General features: G+C 56.0%; 34 protein-coding genes. 1 reads left to right on the top strand and 33 read right to left on the bottom strand.

All coding sequences use genetic code 11. The features are described 5' to 3' along the window. Window positions 1-172: 172 nt before the first annotated feature. The 23 genes from rplQ to rpmC form a co-directional block, all read right to left on the bottom strand. Complete coding sequence (rplQ, locus tag B30_RS19910; protein ID WP_009574035.1) at window positions 173-601, bottom strand: 50S ribosomal protein L17; 429 nt, start codon at window positions 599-601, stop codon at window positions 173-175. Between the two features lie 137 nt (window positions 602-738). After that, window positions 739-1,755 carry a DNA-directed RNA polymerase subunit alpha gene (locus tag B30_RS19905; protein ID WP_009574034.1) on the bottom strand — a complete coding sequence of 339 codons (1,017 nt, stop codon included), beginning with the start codon at window positions 1,753-1,755 and terminating at the stop codon, window positions 739-741. Between the two features lie 121 nt (window positions 1,756-1,876). Beyond that, a complete protein-coding gene (gene rpsK / locus B30_RS19900) occupies window positions 1,877-2,269 on the bottom strand; it encodes a 30S ribosomal protein S11 (protein ID WP_009574033.1) in 393 nt (130 codons plus the stop codon). A gap of 15 nt (window positions 2,270-2,284) precedes the next feature. Further along, window positions 2,285-2,653: a 30S ribosomal protein S13 gene (rpsM, locus tag B30_RS19895; RefSeq protein ID WP_009574032.1), complete on the bottom strand. Its 369-nt coding sequence runs from the start codon at window positions 2,651-2,653 to the stop codon at window positions 2,285-2,287. A gap of 225 nt (window positions 2,654-2,878) precedes the next feature. Then, window positions 2,879-3,520 carry an adenylate kinase gene (locus B30_RS19890; RefSeq protein WP_009574031.1) on the bottom strand — a complete coding sequence of 214 codons (642 nt, stop codon included), beginning with the start codon at window positions 3,518-3,520 and terminating at the stop codon, window positions 2,879-2,881. After that, a complete protein-coding gene (secY, locus tag B30_RS19885; protein WP_009574030.1) occupies window positions 3,517-4,875 on the bottom strand; it encodes a preprotein translocase subunit SecY in 1,359 nt (452 codons plus the stop codon). The genes B30_RS19890 and secY overlap by 4 nt, the downstream gene beginning before the upstream one ends. 105 nt (window positions 4,876-4,980) lie before the next feature. Next, window positions 4,981-5,457: a 50S ribosomal protein L15 gene (gene rplO / locus B30_RS19880; protein ID WP_009574029.1), complete on the bottom strand. Its 477-nt coding sequence runs from the start codon at window positions 5,455-5,457 to the stop codon at window positions 4,981-4,983. Window positions 5,458-5,777: 320 nt separating this feature from the next. After that, window positions 5,778-5,900, bottom strand: coding sequence for a hypothetical protein (locus B30_RS22685; RefSeq protein ID WP_269771055.1), 123 nt, complete (start codon window positions 5,898-5,900; stop codon window positions 5,778-5,780). A 39-nt stretch (window positions 5,901-5,939) separates the two neighbouring features. Next, window positions 5,940-6,158: a DUF1127 domain-containing protein gene (locus tag B30_RS19875; protein WP_009574028.1), complete on the bottom strand. Its 219-nt coding sequence runs from the start codon at window positions 6,156-6,158 to the stop codon at window positions 5,940-5,942. Window positions 6,159-6,490: 332 nt separating this feature from the next. Beyond that, entirely contained in the window at window positions 6,491-7,255 is a 765-nt protein-coding gene (locus B30_RS21585) for an anti-sigma factor family protein (protein WP_009574027.1), read from the bottom strand. After that, window positions 7,252-7,758: an RNA polymerase sigma factor gene (locus B30_RS19865; RefSeq protein WP_040403051.1), complete on the bottom strand. Its 507-nt coding sequence runs from the start codon at window positions 7,756-7,758 to the stop codon at window positions 7,252-7,254. The genes B30_RS21585 and B30_RS19865 overlap by 4 nt, the downstream gene beginning before the upstream one ends. An 82-nt stretch (window positions 7,759-7,840) precedes the next feature. Continuing rightward, on the bottom strand, window positions 7,841-8,218 hold the full coding sequence (locus B30_RS19860) for a COG4315 family predicted lipoprotein (protein ID WP_009574025.1): 378 nt from the start codon (window positions 8,216-8,218) through the stop codon (window positions 7,841-7,843). Between the two features lie 157 nt (window positions 8,219-8,375). Next, on the bottom strand, window positions 8,376-8,567 hold the full coding sequence (gene rpmD, locus B30_RS19855; RefSeq protein ID WP_009574024.1) for a 50S ribosomal protein L30: 192 nt from the start codon (window positions 8,565-8,567) through the stop codon (window positions 8,376-8,378). An 11-nt stretch (window positions 8,568-8,578) separates the two neighbouring features. Beyond that, complete coding sequence (gene rpsE / locus B30_RS19850) at window positions 8,579-9,154, bottom strand: 30S ribosomal protein S5 (protein WP_009574023.1); 576 nt, start codon at window positions 9,152-9,154, stop codon at window positions 8,579-8,581. Window positions 9,155-9,328: 174 nt separating this feature from the next. Then, entirely contained in the window at window positions 9,329-9,688 is a 360-nt protein-coding gene (rplR, locus tag B30_RS19845; RefSeq protein ID WP_009574022.1) for a 50S ribosomal protein L18, read from the bottom strand. 11 nt (window positions 9,689-9,699) lie between these two features. Beyond that, window positions 9,700-10,233: a 50S ribosomal protein L6 gene (gene rplF, locus B30_RS19840; RefSeq protein WP_009574021.1), complete on the bottom strand. Its 534-nt coding sequence runs from the start codon at window positions 10,231-10,233 to the stop codon at window positions 9,700-9,702. Between the two features lie 12 nt (window positions 10,234-10,245). Further along, window positions 10,246-10,638, bottom strand: a complete 393-nt coding sequence (gene rpsH / locus B30_RS19835; RefSeq protein ID WP_009574020.1) for a 30S ribosomal protein S8 — start codon at window positions 10,636-10,638, stop codon at window positions 10,246-10,248. A gap of 15 nt (window positions 10,639-10,653) precedes the next feature. Continuing rightward, window positions 10,654-10,959 carry a 30S ribosomal protein S14 gene (gene rpsN / locus B30_RS19830; protein WP_009574019.1) on the bottom strand — a complete coding sequence of 102 codons (306 nt, stop codon included), beginning with the start codon at window positions 10,957-10,959 and terminating at the stop codon, window positions 10,654-10,656. A 21-nt stretch (window positions 10,960-10,980) separates the two neighbouring features. Then, complete coding sequence (gene rplE, locus B30_RS19825) at window positions 10,981-11,544, bottom strand: 50S ribosomal protein L5 (RefSeq protein WP_009574018.1); 564 nt, start codon at window positions 11,542-11,544, stop codon at window positions 10,981-10,983. Then, the gene (gene rplX, locus B30_RS19820) at window positions 11,544-11,849 is read right to left on the bottom strand and encodes a 50S ribosomal protein L24 (protein ID WP_009574017.1); all 306 of its coding nucleotides are present in this window, start codon (window positions 11,847-11,849) and stop codon (window positions 11,544-11,546) included. Before rplX ends, rplE begins: the two co-directional genes overlap by 1 nt. Next, window positions 11,849-12,217, bottom strand: a complete 369-nt coding sequence (gene rplN, locus B30_RS19815) for a 50S ribosomal protein L14 (RefSeq protein WP_009574016.1) — start codon at window positions 12,215-12,217, stop codon at window positions 11,849-11,851. Before rplN ends, rplX begins: the two co-directional genes overlap by 1 nt. Before the next feature lie 63 nt (window positions 12,218-12,280). Next, complete coding sequence (gene rpsQ / locus B30_RS19810; protein ID WP_009574015.1) at window positions 12,281-12,526, bottom strand: 30S ribosomal protein S17; 246 nt, start codon at window positions 12,524-12,526, stop codon at window positions 12,281-12,283. Window positions 12,527-12,540: 14 nt separating this feature from the next. Further along, on the bottom strand, window positions 12,541-12,738 hold the full coding sequence (gene rpmC, locus B30_RS19805) for a 50S ribosomal protein L29 (protein WP_009574014.1): 198 nt from the start codon (window positions 12,736-12,738) through the stop codon (window positions 12,541-12,543). 231 nt (window positions 12,739-12,969) lie between these two features. On the opposite strand from rpmC, the gene B30_RS19800 reads away from it, so the two are divergent. Further along, on the top strand, window positions 12,970-13,590 hold the full coding sequence (locus B30_RS19800) for a 2OG-Fe(II) oxygenase family protein (RefSeq protein WP_009574013.1): 621 nt from the start codon (window positions 12,970-12,972) through the stop codon (window positions 13,588-13,590). On the opposite strand, the gene B30_RS19795 is transcribed toward B30_RS19800, so the two are convergent. From B30_RS19795 to rpsJ, 10 genes are all read right to left on the bottom strand, one after another. Beyond that, complete coding sequence (locus B30_RS19795; RefSeq protein ID WP_009574012.1) at window positions 13,571-14,341, bottom strand: ion transporter; 771 nt, start codon at window positions 14,339-14,341, stop codon at window positions 13,571-13,573. The genes B30_RS19800 and B30_RS19795 overlap by 20 nt on opposite strands. Window positions 14,342-14,547: 206 nt before the next feature. Continuing rightward, on the bottom strand, window positions 14,548-14,961 hold the full coding sequence (rplP, locus tag B30_RS19790; RefSeq protein ID WP_009574011.1) for a 50S ribosomal protein L16: 414 nt from the start codon (window positions 14,959-14,961) through the stop codon (window positions 14,548-14,550). Window positions 14,962-14,974: 13 nt separating this feature from the next. Beyond that, a complete protein-coding gene (gene rpsC, locus B30_RS19785) occupies window positions 14,975-15,682 on the bottom strand; it encodes a 30S ribosomal protein S3 (RefSeq protein WP_009574010.1) in 708 nt (235 codons plus the stop codon). Then, entirely contained in the window at window positions 15,682-16,062 is a 381-nt protein-coding gene (gene rplV, locus B30_RS19780; RefSeq protein WP_009574009.1) for a 50S ribosomal protein L22, read from the bottom strand. The genes rpsC and rplV overlap by 1 nt, the downstream gene beginning before the upstream one ends. Window positions 16,063-16,065: 3 nt before the next feature. Further along, window positions 16,066-16,344 (bottom strand): 30S ribosomal protein S19, encoded by a 279-nt coding sequence (gene rpsS, locus B30_RS19775; RefSeq protein ID WP_009574008.1) that lies wholly within the window; start codon window positions 16,342-16,344, stop codon window positions 16,066-16,068. A gap of 3 nt (window positions 16,345-16,347) precedes the next feature. Then, a complete protein-coding gene (rplB, locus tag B30_RS19770; protein ID WP_009574007.1) occupies window positions 16,348-17,190 on the bottom strand; it encodes a 50S ribosomal protein L2 in 843 nt (280 codons plus the stop codon). 533 nt (window positions 17,191-17,723) lie between these two features. After that, the gene (locus B30_RS19765) at window positions 17,724-18,020 is read right to left on the bottom strand and encodes a 50S ribosomal protein L23 (RefSeq protein ID WP_009574006.1); all 297 of its coding nucleotides are present in this window, start codon (window positions 18,018-18,020) and stop codon (window positions 17,724-17,726) included. Further along, complete coding sequence (gene rplD / locus B30_RS19760) at window positions 18,017-18,637, bottom strand: 50S ribosomal protein L4 (protein ID WP_009574005.1); 621 nt, start codon at window positions 18,635-18,637, stop codon at window positions 18,017-18,019. Before rplD ends, B30_RS19765 begins: the two co-directional genes overlap by 4 nt. Continuing rightward, window positions 18,634-19,371, bottom strand: a complete 738-nt coding sequence (gene rplC, locus B30_RS19755) for a 50S ribosomal protein L3 (protein ID WP_009574004.1) — start codon at window positions 19,369-19,371, stop codon at window positions 18,634-18,636. The genes rplD and rplC overlap by 4 nt, the downstream gene beginning before the upstream one ends. Before the next feature lie 15 nt (window positions 19,372-19,386). After that, window positions 19,387-19,695, bottom strand: a complete 309-nt coding sequence (rpsJ, locus tag B30_RS19750) for a 30S ribosomal protein S10 (protein WP_009574003.1) — start codon at window positions 19,693-19,695, stop codon at window positions 19,387-19,389. Window positions 19,696-19,981: the final 286 nt, after the last annotated feature.

The following is a 19,981-nucleotide window of genomic DNA, read 5'->3' as shown; positions in this document are numbered from 1 at the left end:
TCTTTTGACAAACACCGTGCGGCACCCGGCCCAAAATGCCTCTGTTCGTCCAGTATTGGGGCAAAATCCCAAGGCGAAAAGACAAGAATACTGACAAAATGCATCAAATTTACACATTTAAACAAAAAAGCCCCGCACGAGGCGGGGCTTTTTAGAATCGAATCGAGAAGACTTAATCTTCTTCGGCCATTGCGGCATCTTCGGCCTCAAGGCGCGCACGGTCGGCAGCGCCTTTGGCGGCCGGATCGCGGTCAACCAGCTCGATGATGGCCATCGGGGCCATGTCACCATAACGGAAGCCAGCTTTCAAAACGCGGGTGTAACCACCGTTGCGCTCTGCATAGCGCGGGCCGAGAATTTCAAAGAGTTTCGCAACATCTTTGTCCTGTTTCAACTGAGCAGCAGCCTGACGGCGGGCGTGAAGATCGCCACGTTTGCCGAGGGTGATCAGCTTGTCCATGATGCGCTTAAGCTCTTTGGCTTTCGGCAAGGTGGTTTTGATTTGTTCGTGCTCAATGAGCGAGCCGGACATGTTGGAGAACATCGCTTTGCGGTGTTCGTGGGTCCGGTTCAGGCGGCGGTAGCCTCTAGCGTGACGCATGTGTCTCTCCTATAGCGTGTTTTGCTTTGTCTGACCGGCGATGCGTGTCACCGGCTCTCCTTGGGGCATTGGCCCACATGTTCCCCGGCAATTCCGGGCATTGTCGAGGGAGGAGACCGAAGCCTCCCCCAAATTGCCTAGAACTGGTCTTCGAATTTCTTCGCCAGGTCTTCGATGTTCTCAGGCGGCCATTCTTCGACATCCATACCGAGGTGCAGGCCCATGCCGGACAGAACCTCTTTGATCTCGTTGAGCGACTTGCGACCGAAGTTCGGGGTGCGGAGCATCTCGGCTTCGGTTTTCTGGATCAGATCGCCGATGTAAACGATGTTGTCGTTTTTCAGGCAGTTTGCCGACCGGACAGACAGTTCCAGCTCGTCCACTTTCTTCAACAGAAGCGGGTTGAACTCGAGGCCATCGTCTTCTTCCTGACGACCAGCCGATTCCGGCTCATCAAAGTTCACGAAGATGCCCAATTGATCCTGAAGGATACGTGCCGCGAATGCGACTGCATCTTCCGGGGTCAACGAACCGTCGGTTTCGATTTTCATCGTCAGCTTGTCATAGTCGAGCACCTGACCTTCGCGGGTCGGCTGCACGTCGTAGGACACTTTTTTGACTGGCGAGAAGATCGCATCAATCGGAATCAAACCGATCGGCGCATCTTCGGCCTTGTTTTTCTCGGCGGAGACATAGCCTTTGCCGGTGTTGACCGTCAGTTCCATGAACAAATCAGCGCCGTCATCGAGGTGACAGATCACGTGATCTTTGTTCAAAACCTCGATGCCAGCAGATTCGGAAATATCACCGCCGGTGACAACCATCGGCCCTTTGGCGGCGATGGACAGGCGCTTCGGCCCTTCCACATCCATGCGCAAAGAAATGCCTTTAAGGTTGAGGATCACGTCGGTGACATCTTCACGCACGCCCGCAATGGACGAAAACTCGTGCAGAACGTTGTCGATCTGAACGGAGGTGATGGCCGCGCCCTGAAGCGACGACATCAGCACGCGACGCAGCGCGTTGCCCAGTGTCAAGCCAAAGCCGCGTTCCAGCGGTTCGGCGACAACGGTAGCCTGACGTGCAGGCTCGTTGCCCGGCTTGACGTCAAGCTGCTGCGGTTTGATGAGCTCGGCCCAATTTTTGTGGATCATTGAAGTAGCCTCCATTCCTGTCCTCCCGCCCATGTCCGTAAGCGGAGAACGCCCGAGGGGTCTTTTAAACGCAAAAACGGACCGCGGGCGTGAACCCGCGATCCAAATAATATAGGCGTGATTACACGCGGCGACGCTTTGGAGGGCGGCAGCCGTTGTGCGCAATCGGCGTCACGTCACGAATAGACGTGATGTTCAAACCAACAGCCGCAAGTGCGCGCAGCGCAGATTCACGCCCCGAACCCGGACCCTGAACTTCGACTTCGATGGTTTTCAGACCGTGATCCTGAGCCTTTTTCGCCGCATCTTCCGCAGCCATCTGAGCGGCGTAAGGTGTGGATTTCCGCGAGCCTTTAAAGCCCATGGTGCCAGCGGACGACCAAGCGATCGCATTGCCCTGCACGTCGGAGATCAGGATTTTGGTGTTGTTGAAGGTCGAATTCACATGAGCAACGCCAGCGGCGATGTTCTTGGAGACCTTTTTCTTAGCGGTACGACGGGTATCGCGTGCCATGTTCTATGCCCTCCCTTATTTCTTCTTGCCGGCGATTGCTTTTGCCGGACCTTTGCGCGTGCGCGCGTTGGTGTGGGTCCGCTGACCACGCACCGGGAGGTTGCGGCGGTGACGGAGGCCACGGTAGCAACCGAGGTCCATCAAACGCTTGATGTTCATCTGGGTCTCACGACGCAGGTCACCTTCGACGGTGTAGTTGGCGTCGACATGTTCGCGCAGGGCGAGAACTTCGGCGTCGGAGAGTTCGTTGACGCGACGGGTCAGCTCGATGCCAACGGCTTCGCAGATAGCTTGGGCAGAGGTGTTGCCAATGCCAGTGATATAGGTGAGGGCGATCGGGACCCGCTTTGCAGTGGGGATGTTTACGCCGGCGATACGTGCCACGTGGTCTGTCCTTTCGTTGCGGTTCCGTAATACCGGAACCTTTTTTCACAACGTTGGCTCGCGGGTTTTAGGCCTCGCGAGCCGCAGCTGAATTCAATCTGATTGCCTCGGACCCGGTCCGGCGGCGAATCTTTGCCCCATAGGGATGGGTTGCCATAAGGGGGAATCACCGGAGCGTCAAGAGGCCCCGGTGAATTTCCAAGTCTTGCCAAGGATGTGGCGCGTTTACGCCAGCGCCTTAGCAATATCCGCCGCCACTTTTTCCGGATCTTGCAGGCCATCGACGGACTTCAGATCACCACGGGCATAATAGTAGCCAATCAGCGGCGAGGTCTTTTTGTAATATTCCATCAGACGGGTTTTGAGGCTGTCCTCATTGTCGTCCGCGCGGCGTTTCAGATCGGTCGATCCGCAAGCATCACATACACCGTCGACTTTGGTCGGCTTGGTGGTGTCGTGGTACACTTCACCGCAATTGCCACAGGTGTAACGGCCCGTGATGCGATTGACGAGCGCTTGGTCATCGACGGCGATCTCGATCACAGCTTCGAGTTGGGCGCCATTGCGCGACAACAGTTCGTTGAGCGCGTCGGCCTGACCCAAGGTGCGCGGGAAACCGTCAAAGATAAATCCAGCGGCGTTGCCGTTGCGGATTTTTTCATCAATCAGACCAATAACGATCTCATCGGTGACGAGTTGCCCCGCATCCATGATTGCAGCAACTTTTTGCCCCATCTCGGTCCCGGAGGTCCGCGCATCGCGCAGCATATCCCCGGTCGAAAGTTGCACCATGCCGCGCTCCTCAACAAGACGGCGTGCCTGTGTGCCTTTGCCCGCGCCGGGTGGTCCAAGCAGAATTATGTTCATTTCCGTGTCGTCCCTCTTTTGCTGCGCTTCCTCCCACGCAGCTGAGATTTCTCAATCAGACCCTCATACTGGTGCGCCAGCAAGTGAGATTGAATTTGCTGAATCGTATCCATCGTCACCGATACCACGATCAACACCGAAGTGCCGCCAAAATAGAAAGGAATGGCGAATTGGCTACGCAAAATCTCTGGCAAGAGACAAACTGCCGCAAGGTAGGCGGAGCCGATGACGAGGATACGGGCCACGATGTAGTCCAAATGCTCCTCGGTCTTTTTGCCCGGGCGGATGCCAGGGATAAAACCGTTCTGATTCTTCAGGTTCTTAGCCACGTCTTCGGTTTTGAACGCGACGTTGGCGGTATAGAAATAGGCAAAGAACACGATCATGAGGGTGAAGAACAACAGATAGAGCGGCTGCCCTGGACCGAAATAGGCCAAAATGGTCGACATCACCGGACCAACGTCACCCTGACCGGAGAAGGTCGCGACAGTGGTCGGCAACAGCAAGAGGGAGCTTGCAAAGATCGCCGGGATCACGCCCGCCGGGTTGACTTTGATCGGCAGGTGGGAGGACTGCGCGTCATAGATTTTCATACCCTGCTGACGGCGGGGATATTGGATGTGAACCTTGCGCAGCGCCCGCTCCATGAAGACCACGAAGGCGATCACACCGACAATCATGGCGATCACGATGAGGATCACCGCCGGGGACACCGCGCCGGTCCGGCCAGATTCAAAGAACTGAGCCAAGGCGCGCGGAATTTCAGCCACGATGCCGACGAAGATGATCAAGGAGATGCCGTTGCCGATACCACGCTGGGTGATTTGTTCACCGAGCCACATCAGGAACATGGTGCCACCCACAAGGGTGATCACAACGCCCGCGCGGAAATACCAGCCCGGATCATGGGCCAGATCGCCAGCCTCAAGCGAAGCAGCCAAACCGTAGGCCTGAAACAGTGCCAAGGCGACCGTACCAAAACGGGTGTATTGGTTGATCTTCTTGCGCCCCGCCTCGCCCTCTTTCTTGAGGTTCTCAAGCGAGGGGACCATCGAGGTCATCAGTTGAACGATGATCGACGCAGAGATGTAAGGCATGATGCCGAGGGCGAAAATACCCATCCGGCCCAACGCACCGCCGGTGAACATCGACAGGATGCCACCAATGCCGGATGCCGCCTGATCCATAAAGTTCTTTAACGCGCCGCCGTCGATCCCCGGCACCGGAATATAGGTGCCCAGACGGTAGACGATCAAAAGACCGAGGGTGAAAAAGATACGCTGACGAAGCTCTTTGGCTTTCCCGAGGGTGCCCCAGTCGAGGTTCGCTGCCATTTGTTCTGCTGCGGATGCCATTAATGGTCTCTCTCTTCACGAACAGCGCCGCCCGACCGGTCTTCCGGGGGCGGCGCTTGGAAAACTTAAGGATGACTTAAGGGTCCGGGCCCTCTGTCACAAGCCTTATTCGGCTGCCGCGTCGGCCTTTGCAGTCACAGTCAGCGAACCGCCTGCTTTTTTCACAGCTTCGATCGCAGATTTCGATGCGCCGGTCACAGTGATCGACAGTTTCGAGGTGACTTCACCTTTCGCCAAAACACGAATGCCGTCGAGTTTGCGACGGATCAGGCCGGAGGACACCAGCGTGTCTTCGGTGACGTTTGCAGCGTCGAGTTTGCCCGCTTCGATGAATTTTTCGATCAGGCCGAGGTTCACAACAGCGAACTCTTTGCGGTTCGGCTTGTTAAAGCCGCGCTTCGGCAGACGTTGGTACAAAGGCATCTGACCGCCTTCGTAGCCTTTGATCGCCACACCCGAACGGGACTTTTGACCTTTGATACCACGGCCACCCATTTTACCGGTGCCGGAACCCGGACCACGGCCAACGCGTTTCCGAGCTTTGGTGGCGCCTGCGTTATCACGCAATTCATGCAATTTCATGTCGCTTCTCCTTGCCGGATGTGCCCTCCAGCGACGGAGTGGGCAACCACGGCTTACAAATGTTGATTCTTATGAACGGTCTCGTCCACCGGGCGCGTATAGAGGGGTTGCGCGCGTAGATCAAGATACACCCTCTTATACTTTAGAATGAGTGCGCTCAGATAGGCCAAAGATGGGCCAAACGTCGCATGGTCGCCTCCCCAGCCGCTTGATTACACCCTACCGGCCAAGGCCGTTTGGGGCGCCGCCAATACGACAAAACCAAAAACACCCCGCAGTTTCCTGCAGGGTGTTTGATCTGTCCAGTCTCTTTGAGGGGCTCAGTCGCGGGTTTCGCGCAGGTATTCGGTCCAGCTGGGGGCCGCACCTGTGTGCCACACGGCTTTGAGCGCGCGCATCACTGCGCCAAGGGGCTGGGCAGGAAAGGGAGCTACAAGTTGCATCGCTTCGTCCTTCTCAATGAGACCTAAATCTGGGCGCTGTTAGACGCGTGCGGCGGTGTCGCGAGCGATGTCGCGGATGTCGCTGCGGCCCAAGCCGATGTCGTTCAACTCATGATCCGACAGGGCGTCGAGCTGATTGAAGGTCTGGGTATAAGCGCGCTGGCGAGCAAAGGACAAACGGATGTTGTCAAAGATTTCGCCAAGGAAGCGGGAGAAGCCGAAGCCGGCGGAGCGGGTGGTGTGAGCTGTATGTGCCATTGTTCTAATCCTAAAAATGCGGAGCCGTACGCTCCGTGCTGTTTGTGTCTCTTTGGGAGCACGACTGATGTAGGGGGGATCGGGAGATTTGACATCCCCCTGTTTCGGTCTGGCCGCTATGCATAAAATGCATGCAGTTTTAAAACCGTTACTTATTTGTGCGTTTTGGCATAATAATACGCACTTACTCTCGCGTTTGGCGCATATGATCGGCCCAATGCGGCAGTGACCCTGCCTCCCAAGAGGGTTTCACCCGGTCAATCAACGCGCAAAGCGGATAGACGCGGCACCAGGCTTCAATTTTCTGAGTGCTCACCGCCGCTGTGCAAGACTCAAATCACATCGCCATGGACCCGTTTGGCCAAGTGCTCCATCTCGCTCCGCGACGCCGCACCGACCAAAACATAATGCCAATGTGGGTCCTGCCATGACACCGCGGTCAACCCATCATGAGTGTTGAATTTAAGGGAAGTGACCGCCGCTTGCGCCGTCGGAGTTAGGTAAAGCGTGACCCGTTGCCCGGCTTCAGTTTCATACATGAACTGCGCAGCAGCCCCGTATGGCGCTGGCAAGAGCCGCCCGCCCACGAGCGAGAACCCCTCCTGCGTCAGTGTCGGAATGCGCACTTCGGCTCCAAGCCGCTTGGTCAGCCATGTTTTGAGATGATCACGCTCATCGCCCGAAACATCCACCGGATGCAGCACTTCCGCTGTGTAGAGCATATGTGCGGCTGAGGCGGAGGCCAAGAGTTGGCTCTCTGGTACACCGCCCTGTCCGGCAGAGCGCGTCACCCCGCCCCAATAGCCCAGGGCCAATCCGATCCCGAGCAAAGCCACGGCGGCCACGGCCCGTCTCGGCCAAGCGCTGCGCGGGCTGATGTCCGGGCTAATGTTCGAGATCATCTTGGCAAAATACGTCGCCTGTGGGCTTGGTACGGCCATATTCAGCGCCTCGTTGAGTGCCATAACCTCGGCCACACGTGCGGCAAGCGCCGGGTTGGCCTCCATGCGTGCCTCAAATGTCCGCATCTCATCTTGTGTCATCTCCCCATCGGCATAGCGATGAAGGGTCGGATCAAAATCCTCCGCATGGGTCATGTCACGCTCCTGAGTTGAACGGGCTGTGGATCTTGTTTAAGGCGATGGCGGGCACGGGCAATGCGCGACATCACGGTGCCAATCGGCACACCCAGGGCCTCGGCAGTCTCCGCATAGCTCAAACCGCCTACGGTGACGAGCAGCAAAGCGTGGCGTTGCTCTTCGGGCAATTGCGCGACACGCGCAAGGGTGCGTCTGGCATCGAGGCGCGCATCCATATGGGTCTCTGACACCGGCAAATCGGAGGTGTCCCCGGCCTCGTCATAGGCAAGGTGAAGATGGGCGCGGTCGCGGTGTAGCCCATTGCGAAACAAATTGAGTGCGATTTTGGCCAGCCACGGCCGTAAGGGCCGATCTGCCGACCAAAGATGGCGTTTGTTCAGCGCCCGTTCGACGCAATCCTGAACCAGATCGTCGGCGCGCGCATGGTCCCGGGTCAGCGCATAGGCATAGCGCCAGATCGCCGGGAGCGCCGCTTCGAGTTCCGCTTTGAACTTCGCCATGAGTGCCTCTTGAAAAGCGGCGGGGGACAGCTCCCCCGCCTGACGCATGATCCGGGAGGATCAAACCTGTGTCGAAGGGTGGTTATGGACGGGCCGTGTGCCAAACGCCTTTGACGCCATCCCCGGTCATATCACCCGGCTTCATATCTTTGACCCAAAGATAGAGCGGCTGATCTTTGTAGGCGACTTGTTTCACGCCATCTTTGCGTGTGATCAGGCTATAGCCCTTCGGCAGATCAGCCTCAGACTCTGCGGTGAGCGCAGGCCAGTTTTCGATACAGCCTTCATAACAGTTTGAGACGCCCTTTTCATCCTTATCGAAGGTGTAAAGCGTCATCTTCTGCGCATCCATCAACAAACGTTCGCCATTCAACTCGCCCACCAAAACCGGGTTTTCCGCAAATGCGGGGGCGGTAAGGGCAAAAAGGCTAAGCGCGGTGGCCGTGAGGATCTTCATCATCTTCTGTCTCCCTGACATGAGGTCTGACCATATGCAGACGTGAGAGATACAGGGGCAGTGAGCGTTTTATTCCCGGCCCGATAGCTTTTTGAGAAGAAAATGCAAAAAGCCCCGCAGTTCCCACGGGGCCTTTCAAAATCAAGCTCGAAAGCGTCGATTAATTGTCGCGCTCTTCGATGATTTCAACGAGGTGCGGGATCGAACGCACCATGCCGCGCACAGATGGGGTATCTTCCAATTCGCGGGTTTTGTGCATTTTGTTGAGGCCCAGGCCGATCAGCGTTGCACGCTGAACCTGAGGGCGACGGATCGGGGAGCCGACCTGTTTTACAACGATGGTTTTAGCCATGTGTCTACTCCTTACGCTTCTACAGCGGTTTCAGTGTCAGCAACCGGTGCATCGTCGCGACGCAGAATCTCGGCGACTTTTTTGCCACGACGCTGAGCCACGGAGCGCGGAGACGCCTCAGATTTGAGACCGTCCAGCGTGGCGCGGATCATGTTGTACGGGTTCTGCGAACCGATCGACTTTGCGACCACGTCCTGAACACCGAGCATCTCGAACACAGCGCGCATCGGACCACCGGCGATGATACCAGTACCTTGCGGTGCGGTGCGCATCACGACTTTACCAGCGCCATGGCGACCGTTGGTGTCGTGGTGCAAGGTGCGGCCTTCTTTGAGCGGCACGCGGATCATTTGGCGTTTTGCTTGCTCGGTGGCTTTACGAATGGCCTCAGGGACCTCTTTCGCTTTGCCTTTGCCGAAGCCGACGCGGCCCTTTTGGTCGCCCACAACCACGAGAGCTGCAAAGCCGAAACGCTTACCACCCTTCACAGTTTTAGAGACACGGTTGATCGCGACGAGACGATCGGCGAATTCCGGGGTTTCATCGCGGTCGCGACGGTTGTCCCGGCGGTTTTCACGTTCTGCCATTGGCATTCCTTTGAACTGGTGGCGCGTTTAACGCCGTTGATTTCAATCGCGGTGAAGGCCCCACTTGCGTGAGGCCGACCCGGATCATCGGGGGGACAAACCGTCCCCCACAGACTTAGTGTTCGCGCAATTTGGTCCGAAAACCGGTATCCACTTTTCGGATCGCGCTCAGTCTTAGAACTTCAGACCACCTTCACGCGCAGCCTCGGCCAGAGCCTTGACTTTGCCATGAAACAAGAAGCCGCCACGGTCGAAGTAACACACTTCCACACCGGCTTTCTTGGCGCGCTCTGCGATTGCAGCACCGACTTTGGTGGCTGCTTCGACGTTGTTTTTGCCGATGATCCCCAGATCCTTTTCCAAAGAGGAAGCGGAGGCGAGGGTCACGCCTTTGACATCGTCGATCAGCTGAGCGCTGATGTTCTTGTTCGAACGATGGATGGACAAACGGAGTTTGCCAACATTGTTCTTGCGAAGTTTGTTCCGGACGCGCAGGCGGCGCTTCAAGAACAGGTCTCTTTTGCTGTTTGCCATTTTGAGCGTCCTTACTTCTTCTTACCTTCTTTGCGGAAGATATACTCGTCTTTGTACTTGATACCTTTGCCCTTATAGGGCTCCGGTTTACGCCATTCGCGGATATTGGCTGCGACTTGGCCGACGAGCTGCGGATCAGAGCCTTCCACGGTGATCTCTGTCGGTTTCGCGGATGTGACGGTGACGCCAGCCGGAACCTCAAAGTTCACTTCGTGGGAGTAACCCAAGTTCAGTTTCAGGATGTTGCCCTGAAGCTGAGCACGGTAACCAACACCGTTGATTTCAAGTTCTTTCTTGAAACCGACGGAAACGCCAGTGACCATGTTGCCGATCACAGTGCGGGACATGCCCCACTGTTGACGCGCACGCTTGGATTTGCCCCGGGGGGTCACGGTGATGACGTTGCCTTCAATGGTGAGGGTCACGTCGTCCGTGGCGGTGAAGGAGTGAGAGCCTTTCGGGCCCTTCACTTCGATGGTCTGGCCGGACACAGAGGCAGTGACGCCGCTGGGCATTTCGACCGGTTTTTTACCAATACGAGACATCGAGAGACCTCCTTAGAAGACTGTGCAAAGCACTTCGCCGCCAACATTGTTGGCACGAGCGTTTGCATCAGACATCACACCTTTGGGTGTGGAGACAATCGACACGCCCAGGCCCTGACGGACCGATGGGATGTCTTTGACACCGAGGTACACGCGACGACCGGGTTTCGAAACCCGTTTCAGTTCGCGAATAACAGGAGTGCCTTCGTAATATTTCAGACTGATTTCGAGGGTCGGGTGACCATTCGCATCAGTGCCTTTCTCATAGCCGCGGATGTAGCCCTCGTCGAGCAGCACGTCCAAGACCCATGCCCGCAGCTTGGAAGCCGGGGTGGAGACAACGGATTTGCCGCGCAGTTGAGAGTTACGGATACGGGTGAGCATATCGCCGATAGGATCGTTCATATCTTATGCCCTCTCTTACCAGCTGGATTTCACGAGACCGGGGATTTGGCCAAACGAGCCAAGTTCCCGCAGCATGATCCGGGAGACCTTCAGCTTACGGTAGTAAGCGTGGGGACGACCGGTCAACTGACAACGGTTATGAAGACGGGTTGCCGAGCTGTTGCGCGGCAGATCTGCAAGTTTCAGGGAGGCGCGGAAACGCTCTTCCATCGGCTTGTCTTGATCGTAAATGACCTCTTTGAGAGCCGCGCGTTTGGAAGCGTATTTTGCCACCAATTTCTCACGCTTGCGCTCACGGGCGATCATGGATTTCTTAGCCATGTTCTCTAACTCCTCGCGCGATCAGCTGTTGAAGGGCATGTTGAACGCTTTCAACAGGCTCTTGGCTTCAGCATCGGTTTTCGCCGTGGTGGCGATGACAATGTCCAGACCCCAGACTTCATCGACTTTGTCGAAGTTGATCTCGGGGAACACGATGTGCTCTTTCATGCCCATGGCATAGTTGCCACGGCCATCAAAAGATTTGCCCGACACGCCGCGGAAGTCGCGGATACGGGGCATTGCAATCGTGATCAGACGGTCGAGGAATTCGTACATACGGTCGCCACGAAGAGTAACCTTCGCACCAAGCGGCATGTCTTCACGAACGCGGAAACCAGCGATGGATTTCTTGGCTTTCGTGATGAGGGCCTTTTGACCGGCGATGGCGGTGAGATCTTCCTGAGCCGATTTGGCTTTTTTGGAATCACGCACAGCTTCAGCACCGCAACCGATGTTGAGAACGATTTTGTCGAGGCGCGGGATCTGCATGTCGTTTTTGTAGCCGAACTCTTCTTTGAGCGTGGCACGAATGCTGTCCTTGTAAATCGCCTTCAGACGCGGGGTGTAATTTGCTGTATCAAGCATCAGATCACGTCTCCCGTGGTCTTGGCGAAGCGCACTTTTTTATCGCCTTCGATTTTGAAACCGACGCGGGTGGCTTTGCCGTTGGCATCCAAAAGCGCCAGGTTGGACAGGTCGACCGGCACTGCGATCGGCTTGCGGCCGCCCTGATCGCCCTGAGAGGCGCGGGTGTGACGGATGGCGATGTTCACGCCTTCCACGATGGCTTTGCCTTTGGACGGCAGCACAGTGGTGATTTCACCCTTTTTGCCTTTGTCCTTGCCAGCCAAAACGATAACTTTATCGCCTTTTTTCAACTTAGCAGCCATTAGAGCACCTCCGGAGCGAGCGAGATGATCTTCATGAAGTTTTTCGCACGAAGCTCACGCACAACTGGGCCAAAGATACGGGTGCCGACCGGCTCGTTGTTGTTGTTGAGGATCACGGCAGCATTGCGATCAAAACGGATCGCTGTGCCATCTTCGCGACGGACTTCTTTGGCGGTGCGAACGACGACGGCCTTGCGGACATCCCCTTTTTTCACACGGCCGCGCGGAATGGCTTCTTTCACCGATACAACGATGATGTCACCCACGGACGCGTAACGACGGTGCGAACCGCCGAGGACCTTGATGCACTGAACTCGGCGAGCGCCTGAGTTATCAGCTACATCCAGATTGGTCTGCATCTGGATCATATGGTTTCTCCCGACCTATGGGGGAGGTCTGCAGCGACCTGTTCCCCCAGGGTTTCGATTAAATTAGGACGCTGCCGTCTCAGTGACGATAACTTCCCAACGCTTGGTCTTCGACTTCGGTGCACATTCCTGAATGCGGACTGTTTCACCAACGTTGAATTGGTTGTTCTCATCGTGAGCCCGGTATTTTTTGGACTTACGAATGGTCTTTTTCAGAACCGGGTGTTTGAAGCGACGCTCCACGGACACGGTCACGGTCTGTTCGTTCTGGTTCGAGGTGACAACACCTGTCAGAATACGTTTGGGCATAGGTCAGTCTCCTCTTACTCAGCCGAAGCTGCTTTTTCGTTCAGAATGGTTTTCACAAGAGCGGCCGAACGGCGCGCTTTGCGAATCTGAGCGGTGTTTTCGAGCTGACCCGTGGCCTGCTGAAAGCGCAGGTTGAAGGATTCTTTTTTAAGATTGGCAAGCTCGGTCTTGAGCTCGTCCGGCGTCTTAGCGCGGAGTTCCTGGGCGTTCATAGCCTTATCCTTTGTCTTACATCAGAGAGCGCCACGTTCGTTATGTGGGTGACCCTGAGCCTGATGGGCGAATGTCAAAACACACGAATCCCGAGGACCGGGCACGTGCGATGGGTTCCTATAGGGGAAGCGTGGGAATAGGGCAAGGGAAAGATGGCAAATCCTTGTGTTTCTCGGCGCAGCGCGTAGAACCACCTCAACAGCTATAACCCCTATATCTTGAGGCCCACCATGCCCACCATCGAATCCCTCTTCGTCACCCGGCTCTATCACGCCGCCTTGTCCGAATTTAAGCCCAAGATCGACGCGGACGAATTGGAGCAATCCTGCTACGTCATCGCCGAAGATGACGAGGCGGGTCAGGAATGGTGCGAGGCGAATGAGTATCCGGGCTACACTTCCTATGCCTCTCTCACCGATTTGGCTTGGCGCTTTCCGATCTTCAAATCCCTTGTGAAAGCGCTCGACAAACATGTTGCGGCCTTTGCCAAGGATTTGGAATTCAACCTGGATGAGCGCAAGCTGGTGCTCGAAGATCTCTGGATCAATATCCTGCCCGAAGGTGGCACCCACGGCTCGCATATCCACCCCCACTCGGTGATCTCCGGCACCACCTATGTGGCGATGCCCAAAGGTGCCTCTGCGCTCAAACTCGAAGACCCCCGCCACGCCATGATGATGGCCGCCCCACCGCGCAACAAAGACGCGCGGCGTGAGTTGAAGAGCTTTATCTATATGAAGCCCGAGGTGGGGGATGTGTTGCTCTGGGAAAGCTGGCTGCGCCACGAAGTTCCGATGAATGGCTCGGAGTTTGACCGGATTTCCGTGAGCTTTAATTATCGCTGGGAATAAGCGCTTTCTCAATCCGCTCAAGCCGCTGAACTACGTCGTCCCGGTAATCCCCGGTGGCGGCGTTTGTTTCTTCGGCGTGGGCGTCTTGCATTGAATTCACGATCAGACCGACAACGAGGTTCACCACCGCAAAGGTCGTGATCAAGATGAACGGGACAAAGAACAGCCACGCCAGTGGATGCACCTCCATCACTGGGCGCACAATCCCCATAGACCAGCTTTCCAGCGTCATGATTTGAAACAGGGTATAGGCCGACACGCCGAGATCCCCGAACCATTGCGGAAATGTCGCGGCAAAGAGTTTCGTTGCCATGACGGATGCAATGTAAAAGATCACCCCCATCAGCAAGAACACCGAGGCCATTCCCGGTAGGGCGGAGATAAATCCCTCCACCACGCGGCGCAGCGTGGGTGCGACCGATATGACGCGCAAGAGCCGCAGGATGCGCAGTGCCCTGAGCACCGACAATCCGCCGCCCGTCGGCGAAAAGGACACCGCAACGATGATGAAATCAAAGATGTTCCAACCGGAGCGGAAAAACCTCCAGCCGCGTGCATAGATTTTGGCCAGCAACTCCACGACGAAAATGCCCAAACAGAGGCTGTCAAGAAGTGTGATGAGCCCCCCTGCACGCGCCATAAGGGTTTGGGAGGTCTCAAGCCCCAAAATGACGGCATTCGCCAGAATGACCCCAAGGATCAGGTTTCGGGTCAGGGGGCGGTCCAAAACCTGGGCCAATCTCGCGCGCATCTTTAGCTCTCCTTGTGCTTGCCAAGGCATATGTGCACGCGCAGCACGACAGACAAGCACATGGCAGAGACAAAAGAGGTGGCAAACAAAAACCCCCGCCGATGTCTCGACGGGGGTCTTATATTTTTCAACTGGGGCGCGGCCCGCAGGTTTCTATGAAACCCGCTCCACCGCTTGTGCGTAGGCGCCCCGTAGGGCACCCACTTTTACCAGTCTTCGCGGACCACGGTGCGGGTTTTGATCGGGAGTTTCATCGCGGCAAGGCGCAGGGCCTCACGTGCGACTTCTTCCGTCACGCCGTCGATTTCGAACATCACGCGGCCGGGTTTGACCTTGCATGCCCAATAATCAACAGAACCTTTACCTTTACCCATACGGACTTCGGTCGGTTTCGAGGTGACCGGCAGATCCGGGAAAATACGGATCCAAACACGACCCTGACGTTTCATGTGGCGGGTCATCGCACGACGAGCTGCCTCAATCTGACGCGCGGTGACGCGCTCGGGCTGAACGGCTTTGAGGCCGAATGTCCCGAAAGTCAGGTCAGAGCCGCCTTTGGCTTGACCATGGATCCGGCCTTTGTGGGCCTTGCGGAATTTTGTACGCTTTGGCTGAAGCATATCTCAGATCTCCTTAGCGACGGCCGCGGTCGCCGCGAGGCGCCGGACCAGCTTGAGCTTCTTCGGCGCGACGGTCATGAGCCTGCGGGTCATGTTCCATAATCTCGCCTTTGAAGATCCAGGTTTTGATGCCGATGATGCCATAAGCCGTGGAGGCTTCGGCATGAGCGTAATCGATGTCAGCACGCAAAGTGTGCAGCGGCACGCGACCTTCGCGGTACCATTCGGTCCGTGCGATCTCGGCACCACCAAGACGGCCAGCGACGTTCACTTTGATGCCCAAAGCCCCCATGCGCATGGCGTTCTGAACCGAACGTTTCATGGCACGACGGAAGGACACACGACGCTCAAGCTGCTGTGCAATCGACTCGGCCACGAGAGCGGCGTCGAGTTCCGGCTTGCGCACTTCAACGATGTTGAGGTGCAGCTCGGATGCGGTCATCGCGGCGATTTTCTTGCGCAGACCTTCGATGTCCGCGCCTTTTTTGCCGATGATGACACCCGGACGGGCGGTGTGGATCGTGACGCGGCACTTGCGGTGCGGACGCTCGATGATCACACGGCTGATGCCGGCTTGTTTGCACTCTTCTTTCACGAACTCGCGGATTTTGAGGTCTTCCAAAAGAAGATTCCCATAATCCTTGGTGTCGGCGTACCAGCGGCTGTCCCAGGTGCGATTGACCTGGAGGCGCATACCGATCGGGTTAACCTTATGACCCATTAGTTTTGCTCCTCAACTTGACGCACCTTGATGGTGATTTCCGCAAACGGCTTCATGATCTTGCCGAACCGACCACGTGCACGCGGACGACCGCGTTTCATGGTGAGGTTTTTGCCAACCCAAGCTTCGGCAACGATGAGTTCATCGACGTCGAGGTTGTGGTTGTTTTCGGCGTTGGCGATCGCGGACTGAAGACATTTCTTCACGTCAGCTGCAATACGCTTGTTGGAGAAGGTGAGGTCCGTAAGGGCCTTGTCCACTTTCTTACCACGGATCATCTGAGCCACGAGGTTCAGTTTCTGCGGCGAAACGCGAAGCATTTTGGTTTTGGCCATTGCTTCGTTGTCAGCCACGCGACGGGGATTTGCTACCTTACCCATGACTTACTTCCGTTTCGCTTTTTTGTCAGCAGCGTGACCGTAATAGGTGCGGGTCGGCGAATACTCACCGAACTTCTGACCAATCATGTCTTCTGTGACGTTGACGGGGATGTGCTTGCGGCCGTTGTACACACCAAAGGTGAGACCAACGAACTGCGGCAGGATGGTGGAACGGCGGGACCAGATCTTGATGACCTCGTTGCGACCGCTCTCGCGAGCTTTTTCGGCCTTTTTGAGGACGTAAGCGTCCACAAACGGGCCTTTCCAGACAGAACGTGCCATATCTTAGCGACCCTTCTTCTTAGCGTGACGCGAGCGGATGATGAGCTTGCTGGACGCCTTGTTCTTGTTGCGCGTTTTCGCGCCTTTGGTCGGTTTGCCCCATGGCGTCACCGGGTGACGACCACCAGAGGTCCGGCCTTCACCACCACCGTGCGGGTGGTCGATCGGGTTCATAACCACACCACGCACAGACGGGCGGATGCCCTTGTGGCGGTTGCGACCGGCTTTACCGAAGTTCTGGTTGGAGTTGTCAGGGTTCGACACGGCACCAACGGTGCACATGCATTCCTGACGGACCAAACGCAATTCGCCAGAAGACAGGCGGATCTGAGCGTAGCCACCGTCACGACCAACGAACTGAGCATAAGTCCCAGCAGCACGCGCGATTTGACCGCCTTTGCCAGCTTTGAGCTCAACGTTGTGAACGATTGTCCCGATCGGGAGACCGGAGAACGGCATAGCGTTGCCCGGCTTCACGTCAGCCTTGGCAGAGGCGATGACTTTGTCGCCCACGGCCAGACGCTGCGGAGCCAGAATGTAAGCCTGTTCGCCGTCTTCATATTTGATAAGCGCGATAAACGCGGTGCGGTTCGGGTCATATTCGATCCGTTCCACAGTCGCTGCGACGTCAAACTTGTTCCGTTTGAAGTCGACGATACGATAGAGACGCTTTGCCCCGCCGCCTTTGCGGCGCATCGTGATCCGTCCGGTGTTGTTCCGACCGCCATTCTTGGTCAAACCCTCAGTGAGGGATTTGACCGGGCGGCCTTTCCAAAGCTCCGAACGGTCGATCAGAACCAACCCACGTTGGCCAGGCGTCGTCGGTTTATACGACTTGAGTGCCATTCTTTCTGTCTTCCGTCTAGCTGAGGCGGATCCTGTAACTGGTCCGCCTGATGTTTAGCCCCCCGAAGGTGGCCATGTTGTAGGCCCCTTCAACCAAATGAGAGGTGCCCGAATTCACAATACCAAGAGGCCTCAGAACGAATCCGAGGCCACGCGATGGGTGCGTTTAGCAAGGATGGATGGGGGTGTCTATAGGGGAGTGAAGTTTTGCCGCGCAGGCTGACGATCCGCGCGAACAGAATAGTTTCAAAATGTGCAATCTAGCCCTTATGCGCATGCTCCAAGGCCACCATGACGCAGGCGGCAAATAGGAACAGAACCACAATTCCGACTAGCCCCTAGTAAGATCAACGACTTCGAAAATTCGATTTAGCTGATCAGAGGTCATGAAGTATCCCCAATCTAAAACCAATTCTCTAAACATCTATGTACTAAAGTAGGCATTCGACAATTGCCTTAGAAGCTTCGCGAGAAACAAAAAGCCCCCCGGCTCTCGCCGAGGGACTTCTTGATTTCAACCTAGTCCTGAAAAATCAGAGACCGGTGGACACGTCGATCGAGTTGCCTTCTTCGAGTGTCACATAGGCTTTTTTGACGTCTTTGCGTTTGCCAAGCATCCCGCGGAAGCGTTTCGTCTTACCTTTGGTGACGACGGTGTTGATGGCTTTCACCTTCACACCGAACAGTTCTTCAACGGCTTTTTTGATCTGCGGTTTGTTGGAGTCGATGGCGACTTCAAAAACAACAGCACCGTTTTCAGAAGCCATCGTGGCTTTCTCAGTGATGATCGGCTTACGGATCACGTCGTAAAGTGCAGCTTTCGTGGTCATTTGAGGCGAGCCTCCAGAGCTTCGACAGCCGAACGCGTGAGCACGAGCGTGTCACGTTTCAGAATGTCGTATACGTTTGCGCCCATCGTCGGGAGAATATCAACACCAGCGATGTTCGCAGCAGCCGCTTTGAAGTTGGCGTCAATCTCAGCACCGTCGATGATCAACACGCGCTTCCAGCCTTGCTCTTTGATCGCTTTGGCGAGGAACGCGGTCTTTGCTTCTGCGAGTTTCGCATCTTCAAGGATCACGAGGTTGCCAGAGCCAGCCTTTGCAGACAGAGCATGCTTGAGCCCGAGTTTACGGAACTTTTTCGTCAGCTCGTGACCGTGCGAACGCGGTGTCGGGCCTTTGTAAATCCCACCTTTACGGAAGATCGGAGCCTTGCGGGAGCCGTGACGTGCGCCACCGGTGCCTTTTTGGCGATAGATCTTCTTGGTCGAGTAGGACACTTCCGAGCGGGTCTTGACCTTGTGAGTGCCGGCCTGCGCGTTGTTACGCTGCCAACGGACCACACGGTGCAGAATGTCGGCACGCGGCTCGAGACCAAACAGGGCCTCATCGAGATCCAAAGTGCCGGCGGAGCCGCCGTCGAGTTTGATCACATCAAGTTTCATGCTTCACCCCCTTCTACTGGTGCTTCTGCAGCAGGAGCTTCAGCGACCGGAGCTTGTGCGGATTTCAGAGCAGCCGGAAGCGGCGCGTTCTCAGGGAACGGCTTTTTCATGGCGTCTTTGACCGTAACCCAGCCACCTTTGGAGCCCGGAACGGCGCCTTTGACCATGATCAAGCCACGGTCAGCGTCGGTGCGAACGACCTGAAGGTTTTGGGTGGTGACGCGGGCAGACCCCATGTGACCGGCCATTTTTTTGCCTTTGAAGACTTTGCCCGGATCCTGACACTGACCCGTGGAGCCGTGCGAACGGTGGGACACGGACACACCGTGCGATGCACGCAGACCGCCAAAGTTGTGGCGTTTCATCGCACCGGCAAAACCTTTACCGATGGATGTCCCGGACACGTCAACGAACTGACCTTCAAAGTAGTGCTCGGCAGAGATTTCTGCGCCGACTTCGATGAGGTTGGCTTCGTCCACGCGGAATTCCGCAACTTTACGCTTCGGAGCCACGTTTGCAGCGGCAAAGTGACCGCGCATCGCAGCCGAGGTGCGTTTTGCTTTTGCGTTGCCAGCACCGAGTTGAACAGCTGTGTAGCCGTCCTTATCAACAGTGCGCTGAGCAACAACTTGCAGGTTTTCGAGTTGAAGAACGGTCACAGGGATCTGTTTGCCGTCTTCCATGAACAAGCGGGTCATGCCCACTTTCTTCGCGATGATACCAGAGCGCAACATATCTAGGTGCCCTCCTTAAACTTTGATCTCGACGTCAACACCAGCGGCGAGGTCGAGCTTCATCAGCGCGTCAACGGTCTGGGGCGTCGGATCAACGATGTCGAGAAGACGCTTGTGCGTCCGGATCTCAAACTGATCGCGGGATTTTTTATCGATGTGCGGACCACGGAGAACCGTGAACTTTTCGATTTTGTTCGGAAGCGGGATCGGGCCACGGACAGTCGCGCCGGTGCGCTTTGCCGTGTTTACGATTTCTTGGGTGCTGGAATCGAGCACACGGAAATCAAATGCCTTCAGCCGAATGCGAATATTTTGCGACTGCATAATATAGCCTTTCGCGGCTTAAAGTTGAGAGGTGGAAAACGCACCATTGCGCCGCCACGTCGAACTGAAAAGGGCGAGTCACGACTCACCCTCATCCTTCACACAAAGTGAATTGCTGCCCAATACAGGGCGGATCAGGGCAGATCAATATCTAATCCCGAAAACCGCATGATTTATTAGGCTTCTTGTATCTTTGTCTTTGGAAAAAGGCCCCGCTTTTGCGAGGCCTTTCTATGCGATCAATCACTTGCGTGACTTATGCGATCTTACTCGACGATCTTCGACA

The sequence above is a fragment of the Celeribacter baekdonensis B30 genome, from assembly GCF_000299875.1.
Classification (GTDB): Bacteria; Pseudomonadota; Alphaproteobacteria; order Rhodobacterales; family Rhodobacteraceae; genus Celeribacter; species Celeribacter baekdonensis_A.
Note: the sequence above shows the minus strand (reverse complement) of the source record. Positions and strands in the feature narration are given on the sequence as shown.